Origin of the sequence: Pseudomonas abyssi (assembly GCF_003444685.1) — a bacterium.
In the GTDB taxonomy this organism is placed as follows: domain Bacteria; phylum Pseudomonadota; class Gammaproteobacteria; order Pseudomonadales; family Pseudomonadaceae; genus Halopseudomonas; species Halopseudomonas abyssi.
This window is the reverse complement of record NZ_LMAZ01000009.1, coordinates 1-14,162: the sequence shown is the minus strand read 5'-3', so window position 1 is coordinate 14,162 and position 14,162 is coordinate 1. Positions and strand designations below refer to the sequence as shown.

Below are 14,162 nucleotides of genomic sequence, written 5' to 3'. Positions count from 1 at the left end.
TTCGCTTCCTCCGCCTTGCCTGGCCGAAAAATGCCCCCCGGCAGGCGGGTGAACGAAACGCCAACAGACCCTAGCTCAGCCGGTCCAGCCCACCACTTGAGCATAGATGACAAAGCACAGGGAAATGCCGATCCAGATGCCGAACAGCGGCAGGAAGAAGCGCACCCAGCGATCCCAGGTGACGCCACCCAGCGCCAGTGTGGCCATAAAGTAGCCCGAGGTCGGATAGAGGATGTTCGACAGGCCGTCACCCAGCTGATAGGCCAGCACCGCCGTCTGACGCGTGACACCGATCAGGTCGGACAGCGGTGCCATGATCGGCATGGTCACCAGTGCCTGGCCGCTTCCCGACGGAATCACAAAATTGAAGCCTACCTGGGAGATAAACATGCCCACGGCGGCCAGCGTCTCGGGGAAGGAGCCGACCAGATTACCCAGGCCAAACACCAGCGTATCCATCACCTGCCCCTGCTCCAGCATCACCGCCACGGCCCGCGCCAGACCACAGATCATGGCGCCGACCAGCACCTCGCGAAAGCCGCGGTTGAAGGCCTCGCAGATACTACCCAGCGACAGGCCGGCAATCATGCCCACCGCCACGCCCATGATGACGAACAGGCCCGCCATTTCCATCATGAACCAGCCGCGCGTCAGCACGCCCCAGACCATCACCGCAAAAAAACCCAGCGCCGCCATGCCTGCCCAGAACTGACGAGGACTGAAGTGCATCGGCTCACCGATGTCCTCGTTCTGATAGTGTCGCCGCTTCTCCGCTTCCTTACTGTCACCGGCCATCAGGCTCAGTTCGGGGTTGGCCCGCACCTTCAGAGCATAGCGGGTGATATAGAGCACACCGGAGCCGACCAGCAGCAGAAACAGCAGCGAACGTAGACCGGCGCCGGAGTAGATCGGCACCTCGGCGATCATCTGACCCAGGCCCGTGTTGATCGGGTTGAGCACCCCGGCAGAGAATCCGGCCGTGGTGGCCAGCAAGGCGACACCGACAGCCGTCATACTGTCAAACCGCAGTGCGATCATCAGGGGCAGGATAACCGGGACATAGACCAGCGCCAGCTCCTGGGTACCGATCAGGGTTGCGACCACCGAAAAGGTCAGCATCAACACCGGCAGGATCAGTACCGAGCGGTTGGCAAAGCGGCGGGTCAGCTTGTCCACGGCGATATCAATCACCCCCGTGGTACGAATGACCATGAACATGCCGCCGATGATAAAGGTGAAGAACACCACCATGGAGGCGTCGACAAGCCCCTGCGGAATCGCCAGCATGAACTGCTCCAGGCTGACCGGGGTAGACTCGACCTGACGATAGCTCTCCGGGTTAATCGCAACCCGGCCGTTCTCCAGGGTCACGCGATCGTACAGACCCGCCGGGATAAAGTGCGTGAGCACCGCCGCGATAGCGGTAAAGACAAAAAGAATGACGTAGATGTGCGGCATCTGAAAACCGACCCGCTCTTCAACGACTACCTCGTCGCTCATATTGCTGTTGTTATCGGCCACGGTTGGTCTCCGCTGGGTAGTTTGATGTCAAGGTGATTTACAACACTGCAGCTGCAGGAAAAAAGGCGACACCTTAACAGCCATGTAGCGCGCACGCGCTCAGATAAACCGAGCTGATGCCGCTTGATTGCGCACAGCTATAAACAATCAACGCCCGCATAGTGCCATCGCCAGACAGACGGCAGAGGGCTTAACACCATTTCATCGTAAAAGCCGAGAGTTTCTTTTCCGATTCCTGTATATTAACCGCCTGTTTTTTCCACCCGGCTATCAGAGAGTGCCATGACTGATCTATCCCTCTACCGCAATATTGGTATCTTCGCCCACGTTGATGCCGGTAAAACCACTACAACTGAACGTATCCTCAAGCTCACCGGCAAGATCCACAAGCTGGGTGAAGTACACGAGGGTGAGTCCACCACCGACTTCATGGAACAGGAAGCCGAGCGCGGTATTACCATTCAGTCAGCTGCTGTCAGCTGCTTCTGGAAAGGCCACCGCTTCAACGTCATCGACACCCCCGGCCACGTTGACTTCACCGTAGAAGTGTATCGCTCGCTGAAAGTACTGGACGGCGGTATCGGCGTATTCTGTGGTTCCGGCGGCGTTGAGCCCCAGTCCGAAACCAACTGGCGTTACGCGAACGACTCCAAAGTGTCCCGTCTGATCTTCGTCAACAAGCTGGACCGTATCGGTGCCGACTTCCTGCGCGTGACCAAACAGGTCAACGACGTTCTGGGTGCCAAGCCGCTGATCATGACCCTGCCGATCGGCCGCGAAGACACCTTCTGCGGTGTGGTTGACCTGCTGACCCGCAAAGCCTACATCTGGGACGAAACCGGACAGCCGGAAAACTACAAGGTCGAAGACGTACCGGCCGACATGGTTGACGACGTTGAAGCCTACCGCGAGCAGCTGATCGAAATGGCTGTCGAAATGGACGACGACGTCATGATGGCTTACATGGACGGCGAAGAGCCTTCCCTGGAAGACATCAAGCGCTGCATCCGCAAAGGTACCCTGGAACTGGCTTTCTTCCCGACCTACTGCGGCTCCGCGTTCAAGAACAAGGGCATGCAGCTGCTGCTCGACGCCGTTGTTGACTACCTGCCGTCGCCGACTGAGGTTAACCCGCAGCCGCTGACCGACGAAGAAGGCAACCCGACCGGCGAGCACGCTATCGTGTCTGCCGACGAGCCCTTCCGCGCCCTGGCCTTCAAGATCATGGACGACCGTTTCGGCGCCCTGACCTTCTGCCGTATCTACTCCGGTAACCTGAACAAGGGTGACACCATCCTCAACTCGTTCACCGGCAAGACCGAACGCGTTGGCCGCATGGTAGAAATGCAGGCAGACGAGCGTAACGAGCTGACCTTCGCTACCGCCGGCGACATCATCGCCATCGTAGGTATGAAGAACGTTCAGACCGGCCACACCCTGTGTGATCCGAAGCACCCCTGCACCCTGGAAGCAATGGTCTTCCCCGAGCCGGTAATCTCCATCTCCGTTGAGCCGAAAGACAAAGGCTCCACCGAGAAAATGGGCGTTGCCATCGGCAAGATGGTTGCAGAAGATCCGACCTTCCGCGTTGAAACCGACGTCGATTCCGGTGAAACCATCCTCAAGGGCATGGGCGAACTGCACCTGGACATCAAGGTCGACATCCTCAAGCGTACCTACGGCGTTGAGCTGGTTGTAGGCCAACCGCAGGTTGCCTACCGCGAAACCATCACTCGTGAAGTGGAAGACAGCTACACCCACAAGAAGCAGTCGGGTGGTTCTGGTCAGTACGGTAAGATCGACTACGTCATCCGTCCCGGCGAGCCGAACTCCGGCTTCACCTTCAAGTCCAGCGTTGTTGGCGGTAACGTACCGAAGGAATTCTTCCCGGCCATCGAGAAGGGCTTTGCCTCTCTGATGGGCACTGGCCCGCTGGCTGGCTTCCCGGTTCTGGACGTTGACTTCGAGCTGAAAGACGGTGGCTTCCACGCCGTTGACTCCTCGGCCATCGCCTTCGAAATCGCCGCCAAGGGTGCCTTCCGTCAGTCCATGCCCAAAGCCGGCCCGCAGCTGCTGGAACCGGTTATGAAGGTGGACGTGTTCACGCCTGAAGACCACGTTGGTGACGTGATCGGTGACCTGAACCGTCGCCGCGGCATGATCGCAGGCCAGGAAGCGGGCGCCACCGGCGTACGCATCAAGGCCGATGTACCGCTGGCAGAAATGTTCGGCTACATCAGCACCCTGCGTACCATGACGTCCGGTCGCGGTCAGTTCTCCATGGAGTTCTCGCACTACTCCGCGTGCCCGGCCAACGTTGCCGAGACCGTGATCGCCAAGGAGAAAGAGAAGCGCGCTGCCAAATAAGGCTCGCGTTACTCTGCACCGAAAAACGCCTGATGCCCCGCATCAGGCGTTTTTTTATGGGCGCGTGTTATGACACCGGACAAACGTCGCCACACCAGATATCCGTCGGAGGTCAGGCCTCGGCCAGGTCGCTTGGAATAGCCAGAGCGTCGTGGGCGGCGCGCAGGTTGGCGCTGGATTCCAGCAGGTAGTGCAGGTCATTCAGCAGACTGGTGGCCTGCCAGCCGTCCAGCTCGCCAGCACGCAACTGCTGGTTCAGACGCTGTTCGAACTGACTGCGGAACAGCTGCTGCTGATCCACATAGGCGTCGGAGCGTTGCTGCTCAACTGTCACAGACAAACCATCGGCGTCACGCCGCGCCTGATCGCTGAGCAGCAAACGCCCCTGCTCACGCAACTGGCGGTAACCTTCGCGCAGCGCCGGGCGCTGACTGTCGATATGCTTGCGCAAGTTGCTCTGCAGGTGCTTGGCCGCCTTGACCGCCTCGACCAGATCCCGTGCGGCCAGATTCAACTGCATCAGCGCCTGCTGCTGCTCGGGCAAGGGATCGCAATCCAGATGACTGAGAAAGTCGACGATATCCGCGTAGATACCTTTGATGTGCTGGTGATACAGCGCATCCGCATCCTCCCGCTCGGCTAGCGGCGGCACCGGCAACGGCTCGCTGAGGGCGCGCTCGCGGGTCATGTCCTGACGAAACTCCGGCGGCAAATACAGCGCCGAGGCAATCACCTGTCGACTGTTTGCGGCCAGATGCCCCAGCTCCTGCTGCAGTACCTTGAGCGCGGTATCAGCATGCCGCCGCGCCGCTTCGTCCAGATACAGGGCACGGGAGCGTGGCTGCTCGGCCAGGTCCTCGCCGGAGACCAGTGCCGGAGCCGGCAGCCAGCGCGGTAGCAGGCGCACCAACACCGGCAACATGGGCAACATCAGCGCCAGGCCAAGCAGATTGAACAGGGTGTGAAACAGCGCCAGCTTGAGGGTGTAAGCGGTTGCCTGCATACCCATCCAGTCCGCCAGCCAGTCCACCAGGTGAGCCAGCAGTGGCAGCACCGCCAACGCCACCAGCCCCGTCAGCAGGTTGAACAGAATATGCGCCGCCGCCAGCTGACGCCCGGCATTGTTGGCACCCAGCGCCGCAATCAGCGCGGTCACGGTGGTGCCCAGGTTGGCCCCCACGGCCATGGCCAGGGCATTGCTGTAATCCAGCTGGCCGCTGGCCAGCGCCGCCAGGGTGATCATCAGGGTGGCATGGCTGGACTGCATCAGCACGGTGGCCAGGGTACCCAGCACGGCGTACAGGGCAATGCCGCGCCAGCCCTCGACCTGATAGGCCGCCAGATCGAACACCTGATCCAGCCCGGCAAAGCCGGCCTTCATCTGGTCTATCCCGAGAAACAGCAGCCCGATACCCAGTAGCACCTGTCCGGTACCGCGCCAACGCGCCTGACGATGGCGCTCCAGCACCACGCCAAACACCAGCAGCGGCATGCCAACCTGGGCCAGGTCCAGCTTGAGACCAACCAGCGCAATCAGCCAGGCCCCGGTGGTGGTGCCGAGGTTAGCACCAAAGACAATGCCGATACCTGCCGTCAGGCTGATCAAGCCGGCACTAAGGAAGGCGATACTGAGCAGAGTGACCAGCGAGCTGGATTGCACCAGCGCGGTACTCAGGGTTCCAAAGGTCAGGCTTTTCCAGAGACGGTCCGTGCTGGCTGCCAGCCAGCGCTCCAGCGCGCCGCCGGTAAAAGCGCGAAAGCCGTCTTCGAGGTAGCGCATGCCCAGCAGAAACAGGGCCACACCAGCAAACAGCTGAGCCAGGGAGGGATGTCGCAGAAATAACAGAACGACCACGACCAGGCCGAGCAACAGCCCGGCCGGACGCAGCAACGCTGCCGGTGCCGGCAGCGAGCGAGGCTCACTCATGCGAGACCTCCGTTACAAGACGGCCGGTCCCTGCGCCAGCGAGCCCCATCGAGGCACACGGTGCCCGCAGCTCAGCGAGTCTCGTCCTGCTGCTTGCGGCCGTAGCCGGCACGGGAGCAACCCAGGCAGCGCACGAAGGTTTCTTCTGCGGGGCGAATGACCAGCTCGTGACCGGCCTCGCCAACATTGCCACCCATGGCACTGAACGGCAGGCTGACCAGGAAGGCCCCAGCGCCGACCAGCGTCACGCCGAGCAGCAACGGGCGGGCGATGACCAGATCACCGACCATGGCGAAGTAGCCCGGCTCGTCCTGGTGATAATCGTTGTAGGAGTCCGCAGCCATGACGCTGGCGCTCATCAGCAGGCCGGCAATAAGTGCGGTGGAATGACGTAACAGGCGCATAGTTAATCCCTGGTTGTGGCCCGAAAGGCATGGTTCTTGTCGCCCGACCCAACTCCTCTGGATCGATGGCATCGACTTCATTGTAGGCACAATCGGGCAAATACGGAACGCACCGACTGCAAATGCCGCTTATCAGCGCTGACAGTTGCGACAAAATACCGAACTGCGCTGCCCCAAACGGACTTCCGACAGCGTGGTGCCGCACTGTTTGCACAGCTGGCCGCCGCGCCCATAAACGAACAGCTCCTGCTTGAAATAGCCGGGTTGCCCGTCGCCGCCAACAAAATCCCGCAGCGTCGTGCCACCGCGCTCGATGGCGGCCGCCAGAATACGCTTGATCTCCTCGGCCAGACGCAGATAGCGCTGCCGACTGATACGCCCGGCCTCGCGGCGCGGATCGATGCCTGCGGCAAATAGCGCTTCACTGGCATAGATGTTACCCACCCCCACCACCACGGCGTTGTCCATGATGAACGGCTTGACCGCCGTACTCTTACCGCGCGAGAGCTGATACAGACGCTCGCCGTCAAAGGCCGCCGACAGCGGCTCTGGCCCCAGCTTGCCCAGCAGCGCGTGAGGTTCGTCAGCCCGCGCCCAGAGCAGCGCACCAAAGCGACGCGGGTCGGTGTAGCGCAGCACCATACCCGACGCCAGCTCGATATCGACGTGATCATGCTTGCCGGCCGGCGTGCCGGCGGCCACCAGCCGCAGACTGCCGGACATGCCCAGGTGACCGATCAGCGTGCCACCGCCAATGCGCATGAGCAGATACTTGGCTCGGCGCTCAATGGCCTCGAAGCGCTGGCCCTCTATCTGGATGGCCAGGTCCTCCGGGATGGGCCAGCGCAAACGGCGCTCACGCACCACCAGGCGAGTGACTCGCTGCCCTTGCAGATGAGGCGCAATACCGCGCCTTGTGGTTTCGACCTCAGGTAATTCAGGCATCTCAACTCTGCTGCCAGTAGGTGAAGAAGATCAGCAACAGCAGCAACGGCATGACACTGGCGACAAAGCGCCCGTTCCAGCCGAAGGCCACCCGGTAAGGCGACTCACCACTGTAGCGCGACAGAATAAGGGTGGAAGGCCCAAAGGGCGAGAAGATCATGGCCAGCGAGAAGCCGCACATCAGGCCCACCGCCGGCGTCATGATCGGCACACCAAGATGGGCCAGCTGCGCCAGCAGACCGGCGGTCAGCGACAGCGAGACAATCGGCGCCAGCCCCAAGACGGCCAGCACGATGGTACTGAACAGCGTACCGATGGCCAGCAGCACATTGTATTTGGGTTCCTGCGCCAGCCAGGCAGCAATCTCTTCCAGTGGCGCCACCGCCCCCAGCACACCGCCCAGCAGCGCCGCACAACCGAAGATGAACATCTCGTTGTGCATGCTGACCATGTTGCCGGTCACCTCCTCTACCACGGTCCGCGGCGAGCGCTCGCGCCACAGCAGATAACTGACAACGCCGGCCGGCACCAGCACCATGGCAGCCTGGGAGGCACTGAGATCGGTCACCGAAGCCAGCAGTCCGATGGCGCCCAGCCCCAGCAGGCTGCCAATCAGCAATTGCGGCATGCCGTCAGCCTTGCTGGTATCGCCGATGTTGTCACGCAGCGCGAGCAAGCCTGTGGTTTCCCGGCGCCAGCCGACCACGATCATCATCAGCGCCGCAACCGCACCATAGGGCACCATGGTGCTCCAGGACTGCTCCGGCATCTCGCGCGAGATGATGGCGATGGTCACACTGGTCGGCGCCAGCAGCGGCACCAGGGCAAAGCCGCGCAGGGTCGTCACCATGACGCTACGCAACCCGGCCCGGCGTTGCTCGTCACTGAGCGGATAACGCTTGAGATGATCGGTCAGGGTGCCGCAAAGCAGATTCATCATGCCGAAGTTGAGAATCGAACCGATGCTGCCCGCCGCCAGCACATAACGCGGATACAGCACGACCTTGGAGCCCGACAGCAACGCCTTGTGCAGTTCACGCAGCTGGGGCAGACGCTGGGCCAACAGCTGCATCAGCCCGAGCGCGCCGAGAAAGCTGGTGTAATAGGCCACCGAACTGGCCAGCTTTGGCCAGAGGCTGGCCTCTGGGCGGGCGAACCACACCGCCGCCACCAGCACCGCCAGGGTGACCATGCCCAGCCAGCGGGGATACGGGTTGAGACGCCGAAAATACAGCAAAAAGTAGACGCCAAAGGCCAGCGCCGCCGCCCAGCTGAGCGGCGGCACATGGCCAAGCAGTGCGCCCAGCTCCAGCACTACCCCAAGGGGCAGCAGCCAGGCAGGGGTCACGGCAGATCCTTGCGGTAGGCGCCCTTCTTGAATACGCCCTCACCAAAGCCGATCAGCTTGTCGTTCTCGTCCAGCAGATCGCAGCTGGCCATGAAGATCTTGTGCCCGGCATTGCGGCAGGTCGCGACCGCACGCACGCGGGTGCCGGCCGGTGCGGTCGAGGTAAAGTTGGTATTCAGCGACAGGGTAATCGCAACGCGGCGCTCCTCCGGCGAGGCCGCCCAGGTGCCACAGAGGCCCATGGCGATGTCCAGCAGACTCGCGGTGACGCCGCCATGCAGGGAGCTGGCGTTGTTCATGTGTTTTTCGGTCAGGGTCAGACCGACTACGGCACGCCCCTCCGAGTACTCTTCCAACTGGGCACCCAGCTCCTGAAAAAAGCCTGTTACGGTACGGGCGATAGCCTGACGATGATCCTGATTCACGGGTGCGACACCTTTTATTCTCTACACTCGATCTGGCCGACTGGACGCGACGCGTCTGTTTGGCAGCCTGCACGGCGCACAATACGACCAGTTTGAAGCCGGCGAGTATGCCACGGGAAGCAGTGTTCAGACTGTCGCCAAACTTGCACTCCCCGGGCACAGGATTTAATCTCGCACCACTTTAAACGAAATACCGTTTCGCCATGCGGAACAATCAGCGTACTCCAGGAGGCAAAGCATGTTCAAGCGGATTGGCGTCATCGGCGCCGGAGCCATGGGCCGCGGCATCGCCCAACTGTTCGCCAGCAGCGGTCAGCAGGTTCTGCTGTTCGACACCCGTGCGGAGGCCATCGACGAAGCACTGGCCTTCAACCGCAACCTGCTGCAACGCGCCCAGGCCAAGGGCAAGCTGACCGAAGCCGAGCTGGAAGCGATCGTCGCGCGCATGCAGCCGGCGGCCAAGCTGAGCGACCTGGCCGATTGCGACCTGGTGATCGAGGCCATCGTCGAGCTGCTGGAGGTCAAACAGAAGCTGTTTGCCGACCTGGAAGCCATCGTCAGCGCAGACTGTGTACTGGCCACCAACACCTCCTCGCTGTCGGTCACCCGCATTGCCAGCACCGCCAAGCACCCGGAACGCGTCGCCGGCTTCCACTTCTTCAATCCGGTGCCGTTGATGAAAATCGTCGAGGTCGTGCGCGGCGAGCGCACCGACGAGCGTCATATTCAGGCGCTGGTGGCGCTGGCCGACCAGGCTGGTCACTTCCCGGCGATCACCCCGGACACCCCCGGCTTCCTGGTCAACCACGCCGGTCGCGCCTTCGGGACCGAAGCCCTGCGCATGCTCAGCGAAGGCGTCGCCACGCCATCGCAGATCGACCGCATCCTGCGTGATGGCCCGGGCTTTCGCATGGGCCCGTTCGAGTTGTTCGACCTGACCGGTCTGGACGTGTCCCACGCGGTGATGGAGTCGGTCTACGAGCAGTTCTACCACGACCCGCGCTACACCCCCTCGTTCATCGCCGCCCAGCGCGTGGCTGCCGGCCTGCTGGGCCGCAAGACCGGTCAGGGCTTCTATCGCTACGAAGACGGCCAGAAGATCGAGCCGGCCGAAGCGCAGCCCGAGACCGTACTGATCACCCGCCCGTTCTGGCTGGAAACCGACGATGACGCGCTACGCGGCCAGGTCAGCGAGGTCTTGACCAAGGCAGGCGCCACCCTGGAAACCGGCAGCAAGCCGTCGGACGACGCCATCTGCCTGGTGACCCCGCTGGGCGATGACTGCAGCAGCGCGCTGACCCAACTGGGCCTGCCGGCCGAGCGCACGCTGGCCCTGGACAGCTTCGCCAACTGGGACAAACGCCGCACCCTGATGCGCCAACCTGCCGCCCGCGCCGACGTTGTCGCCCAGGCGCGCCAGGCCCTCGGCGCCGATGGTGTGCCCGTGGAGGTGATCAACGATTCCCCCGGCTTTGTCATCCAGCGACTGATCGCCAGCGTGGTCAATCTGGGCTGCGAAATCGTGCAAAAGGGCATCACCGCCCCGCAAACACTGGACCGCGCCATTCAACTGGCGCTGGGCTACCCCAAGGGCCCGCTGGCCTTCGGTGAGCATTATGGCGAAGCCAATATTCTGGCCGTCCTCAACAATCTGCAGAGCAACTACGGTGAGCCGCGCTACCGCCCCAGCCCCTGGCTGCGTCGCCGCGTACAGCTGGACCTGCCTTTGACCACACCCGATTTCCAGGAGTAAGTGCATGACTGCCTATATCTATGATGGTTTGCGTACCCCCTTCGGCCGCCACGCCGGCGCGCTGGCCAGTGTGCGCCCGGATGACCTGCTGGCCGAAGTGATTCGCGCCGTGGTGGCTCGTAACCCCTTCGAGGGCCAGGACTACGAAGACGTGGTCATGGGCAACACCAACCAGGCCGGTGAAGACGCCCGCAACGTTGCCCGCCACGCCGGCCTGCTGGCGGGTCTGCCGCAGGAAGTGGCCGGTGTCACCGTCAACCGCCTGTGCGGCTCCGGTCTGGCGGCCATCCTCGACGCTGCCCGCGCAGTCAAAGTCGGTGAGGGTGAGCTGTTCGTTGCTGGCGGCGTGGAAAGCATGAGCCGCGCGCCCTTCGTTATCGCCAAGAGCGAAAGCGCCTACAGCCGCGACTTCCGCGCCTTCGACAGCACTATCGGCGCGCGCTTCCCGAACCCCAAGGTCGAGAAGCAGTTTGGTGATGACACCATGCCGCAGACCGCAGACAACGTCGCGGCCGATCTGGGCATCAGCCGTGAAGAAGCCGACACCTACGCCGCCCGCAGCCAGGCGCTGTACGAGAAGGCCCGCGCCGACGGTTTCTTTGCCGAAGAGATCCACCCGATCGAGGTTTCCCAGGGCCGCAAAAAGCCCGCCAAGGTGGTTGATCAGGACGAACACCCGCGCCCCAGCAGCGACATGGCCGCGCTGTCCGGCCTGCGCCCGCTGTTTGACGGTGGCGTAGTCACCGCCGGCAACGCCTCCGGCGTCAACGACGGCGCCGCTGCGCTGATCATCGGCAGTGAAGCCGCCGGCCAGAAGTACGGCGTCAAGCCGCGTGCGAAGATTCTGGCCGGTGCCATCTCCGGTGTTGCGCCACGCGTCATGGGGCTGGGCCCGGTTGAAGCCTGCAAAAAGGCCCTGAGCCGCGCCGGCCTGACGCTGGACGACATGGACGTGATCGAGATCAACGAGGCCTTCGCCTCCCAGGTCCTCGGCTGCGCCAAGCAACTGGGTATTGCCTTCGACGACCCGCGCCTGAACCCCAACGGCGGCGCCATCGCTGTCGGCCACCCGCTGGGAGCCTCCGGTGCGCGCCTGACCCTGACCGCCCTGCGTCAGCTCGAGCGCACCGGCAAGCGCTACGCGCTGGTGAGCCTGTGCATCGGTCTGGGCCAGGGTGTGGCGGCGGTGATTGAGCGCGTTTGACGCGCTCGCGGAGCTACAAGCTACAAGCTACAAGCTACAAGCTACAAGCTACAAGCTACAAGCTACAAGCTACAAGCTACAAGCTGAGAACCCCTGCCTCGTCCTGGTTTGGGTTTTAGCTTGCGGCTTGAAGCTTGCGGCTTGAAGCTGATAGCTTCTATCCCCTCATTCCCTGTCAGCGACCCCTTGCATGCAGCTCAACTCCAGCAGCCCCTTTGAATGGCTCGGCTCGGCCATCGGTAGCGTCGTCCGCGTTGTCATCGACAGCCTGGTCTGGCTGTTCACCATGCTGAGCAATGCCAGCTCCGACTTCATCAACGGTTTTGCCAGCGCGCTAGGCGTCAACAGCAACTGGCTGAGTATTGCAGCAGTGGTGCTTGGCCTGTTCCTGATCTATACCGGGGTACGCGCCTTTATCCGCCGCAAGATCGTGCTGGGTATCATCTGGGTCTTGCTTGGACTCTGGCTGCTGAGTGCACTGATCAACTGACACGCACCTGTCAGCAGTCGCTGTCCTGTTTCAGTCGTCTTCACCTTCAACGCCAAGGAGAACACCATGGGATTTGCCTTTTCGAATGAGCTAGAGCTCACCAGCAGCGCCTTCGACAACAACGGCGCCATTGCCGCCAAGTACACCGGCGACGACGTTGATGTGTCTCCCGCCCTGAGCTGGAAGAACGCACCGGAGGGCACCAAGTCCTTCGCCGTCATCTGCCACGATCCGGACGCACCGCTGATTTCCGCCAATGGCACCTACGGCTTCGTACACTGGGTGCTCTACAACATCCCGGCCAGCGTCAGCGAACTGGCCGAAGGCTGCGCCGACTACACCCAGGGCGTGAACAACTTCGGCAACAGCGGCTACAACGGCCCGCTGCCGCCGGAAGGTCATGGCCAGCACAAGTACTATTTCTGGGTCATCGCGCTGGACGCCGAGCTGAATCTGCCGGCCGGTTTGACCCTGTGGCAACTGCTGGAAAAGATCGAGCCGCACGCCACGGCGATGAACCGCCTGATCGGCACCTATCAGCGCGGCTGACAGGCCGTTGCGCTGACGGCCCTGCAGAGGCCGTTCAGCAGCCGTGACAAGCAGCAAAAGCGGCACTCGCAACGGGTGCCGCCACCCTGACAGGCGGCGCCCTCGCCACCGTCGATGACCGCGAATTCACCGCATCAAGCTTGCTGGCCAGGACGCCTGACAGCGCCCTATTATGACCATCATATTGTCCTTTCCCGCTGTAACGGAACCCCGAAGATGACCGCTTCCCCCACCGCCAGTCACGCCTTTGACCGTGCCATCGCCCTGACCGCCGCTGGCACCAACCTGTTCAAGGGCGAGGTTGATGACAGCTTCCAGAACATGGTCGGCCCCTTCGGCGGCGTTACCGCCGCCACCCTGCTCAACGGCGCCCTGCAGCACCCGGAGCGCATTGGCGAACCGGTCTCGCTGACCGTGAACTTTGCCGGCCCGGTCCAGCTCGGTGCCTTTGACCTGGAGGCCGTCCCGCTGCGCACCAATCGCTCAACCCAGCACTGGCTGCTGCTGCAGAAGCAGGACGGCGAGGTGGTTACCAGCGCCACTGCCTTCTTCGCCACCCGCCGTGAGACCTGGTCCGAGCAGCAGCATGAGATGCCCGCAGCCCCTGCCGCCGACAGCCTGCCACAGCTGGTGCGCAGCGAACGCAACTGGTTCCGCAATTACGATTTCCGCTATGTGTCCGGCCTGTTCGACCCCAGTCGCTCGGACAGCACCGAGGATGCCGACAGCGAAACCCTGCTATGGACCCGCGACAATCCGGCCCGCCCGCTGGACTTCGCTTCGCTGACGGCACTGGGTGACGTCTTTGCCCCGCGGATTTTCCATCGCCGCCAGCGCTTCACCCCGGCCGGCACCGTATCGCTGACCCACTATTTCCACGCCGACACCGAGCAACTGGCGCGCGCCGGCGACCGCCATGTCCTCGGCCACGCCCGCGCCACGCGCATGCACAACAATTACTCGGATCAGGTCGCGCACCTGTGGAGTGACGACGGCCAGCTGCTGCTGACCACCACCCAGGTGGCGTATTTCAAGGAATAGGCGGACCTCATCCAGACTAGCGGAAGAGATACGAACCTGGAGACGCTCCACAATAGGCAGAGTGTGCACCGCTTGTGGTCCCGTTTACGCGGGTGAGTAGCGCAGATTTGTCGGGAAAAAGAGCCACAGGTTGTCTGAGGAGCGTAGCGACGAGTTTTTGGGTGGCCGGCGAGGCCTCCCCGATAAAT

12 protein-coding genes are annotated in these 14,162 nt (G+C 62.5%); 6 read left to right on the top strand and 6 right to left on the bottom strand.

The genetic code is table 11. From position 1 onward, the window contains the following. Positions 1-75: 75 nt before the first annotated feature. Positions 76-1,521 (bottom strand): YfcC family protein, encoded by a 1,446-nt coding sequence (locus ASB58_RS17830; protein ID WP_202974656.1) that lies wholly within the window; start codon positions 1,519-1,521, stop codon positions 76-78. Between the two features lie 282 nt (positions 1,522-1,803). On the opposite strand from ASB58_RS17830, the gene fusA reads away from it, so the two are divergent. Beyond that, positions 1,804-3,888 (top strand): elongation factor G, encoded by a 2,085-nt coding sequence (gene fusA, locus ASB58_RS17825; RefSeq protein WP_118131809.1) that lies wholly within the window; start codon positions 1,804-1,806, stop codon positions 3,886-3,888. Positions 3,889-4,000: 112 nt separating this feature from the next. Here fusA and ASB58_RS17820 read toward each other — a convergent pair whose 3' ends face one another. The 5 genes from ASB58_RS17820 to ASB58_RS17800 all read right to left on the bottom strand — a co-directional run bounded on the left by ASB58_RS17820 (position 4,001) and on the right by ASB58_RS17800 (position 8,937). After that, positions 4,001-5,815 (bottom strand): Na/Pi cotransporter family protein, encoded by a 1,815-nt coding sequence (locus tag ASB58_RS17820; RefSeq protein ID WP_118131808.1) that lies wholly within the window; start codon positions 5,813-5,815, stop codon positions 4,001-4,003. Between the two features lie 71 nt (positions 5,816-5,886). Beyond that, positions 5,887-6,219, bottom strand: coding sequence for a multidrug transporter (locus tag ASB58_RS17815; RefSeq protein WP_096006354.1), 333 nt, complete (start codon positions 6,217-6,219; stop codon positions 5,887-5,889). Positions 6,220-6,351: 132 nt separating this feature from the next. After that, positions 6,352-7,164 carry a bifunctional DNA-formamidopyrimidine glycosylase/DNA-(apurinic or apyrimidinic site) lyase gene (gene mutM, locus ASB58_RS17810; protein WP_118131807.1) on the bottom strand — a complete coding sequence of 271 codons (813 nt, stop codon included), beginning with the start codon at positions 7,162-7,164 and terminating at the stop codon, positions 6,352-6,354. 1 nt (position 7,165) lies between these two features. Beyond that, the gene (locus ASB58_RS17805; protein ID WP_118131806.1) at positions 7,166-8,512 is read right to left on the bottom strand and encodes a hypothetical protein; all 1,347 of its coding nucleotides are present in this window, start codon (positions 8,510-8,512) and stop codon (positions 7,166-7,168) included. Next, positions 8,509-8,937: a PaaI family thioesterase gene (locus ASB58_RS17800; RefSeq protein WP_096006351.1), complete on the bottom strand. Its 429-nt coding sequence runs from the start codon at positions 8,935-8,937 to the stop codon at positions 8,509-8,511. Before ASB58_RS17800 ends, ASB58_RS17805 begins: the two co-directional genes overlap by 4 nt. 238 nt (positions 8,938-9,175) lie before the next feature. On the opposite strand from ASB58_RS17800, the gene ASB58_RS17795 reads away from it, so the two are divergent. The 5 genes from ASB58_RS17795 to ASB58_RS17775 all read left to right on the top strand — a co-directional run bounded on the left by ASB58_RS17795 (position 9,176) and on the right by ASB58_RS17775 (position 13,974). Continuing rightward, entirely contained in the window at positions 9,176-10,690 is a 1,515-nt protein-coding gene (locus ASB58_RS17795; RefSeq protein ID WP_118131805.1) for a 3-hydroxyacyl-CoA dehydrogenase, read from the top strand. A gap of 4 nt (positions 10,691-10,694) precedes the next feature. Next, on the top strand, positions 10,695-11,894 hold the full coding sequence (locus ASB58_RS17790; RefSeq protein WP_118131804.1) for a 3-oxoadipyl-CoA thiolase: 1,200 nt from the start codon (positions 10,695-10,697) through the stop codon (positions 11,892-11,894). A 190-nt stretch (positions 11,895-12,084) separates the two neighbouring features. Beyond that, entirely contained in the window at positions 12,085-12,384 is a 300-nt protein-coding gene (locus ASB58_RS17785) for a hypothetical protein (protein ID WP_118131803.1), read from the top strand. A 66-nt stretch (positions 12,385-12,450) separates the two neighbouring features. After that, complete coding sequence (locus ASB58_RS17780; protein ID WP_118131802.1) at positions 12,451-12,933, top strand: YbhB/YbcL family Raf kinase inhibitor-like protein; 483 nt, start codon at positions 12,451-12,453, stop codon at positions 12,931-12,933. Between the two features lie 216 nt (positions 12,934-13,149). Continuing rightward, complete coding sequence (locus ASB58_RS17775; RefSeq protein ID WP_096006346.1) at positions 13,150-13,974, top strand: acyl-CoA thioesterase; 825 nt, start codon at positions 13,150-13,152, stop codon at positions 13,972-13,974. Positions 13,975-14,162: the final 188 nt, after the last annotated feature.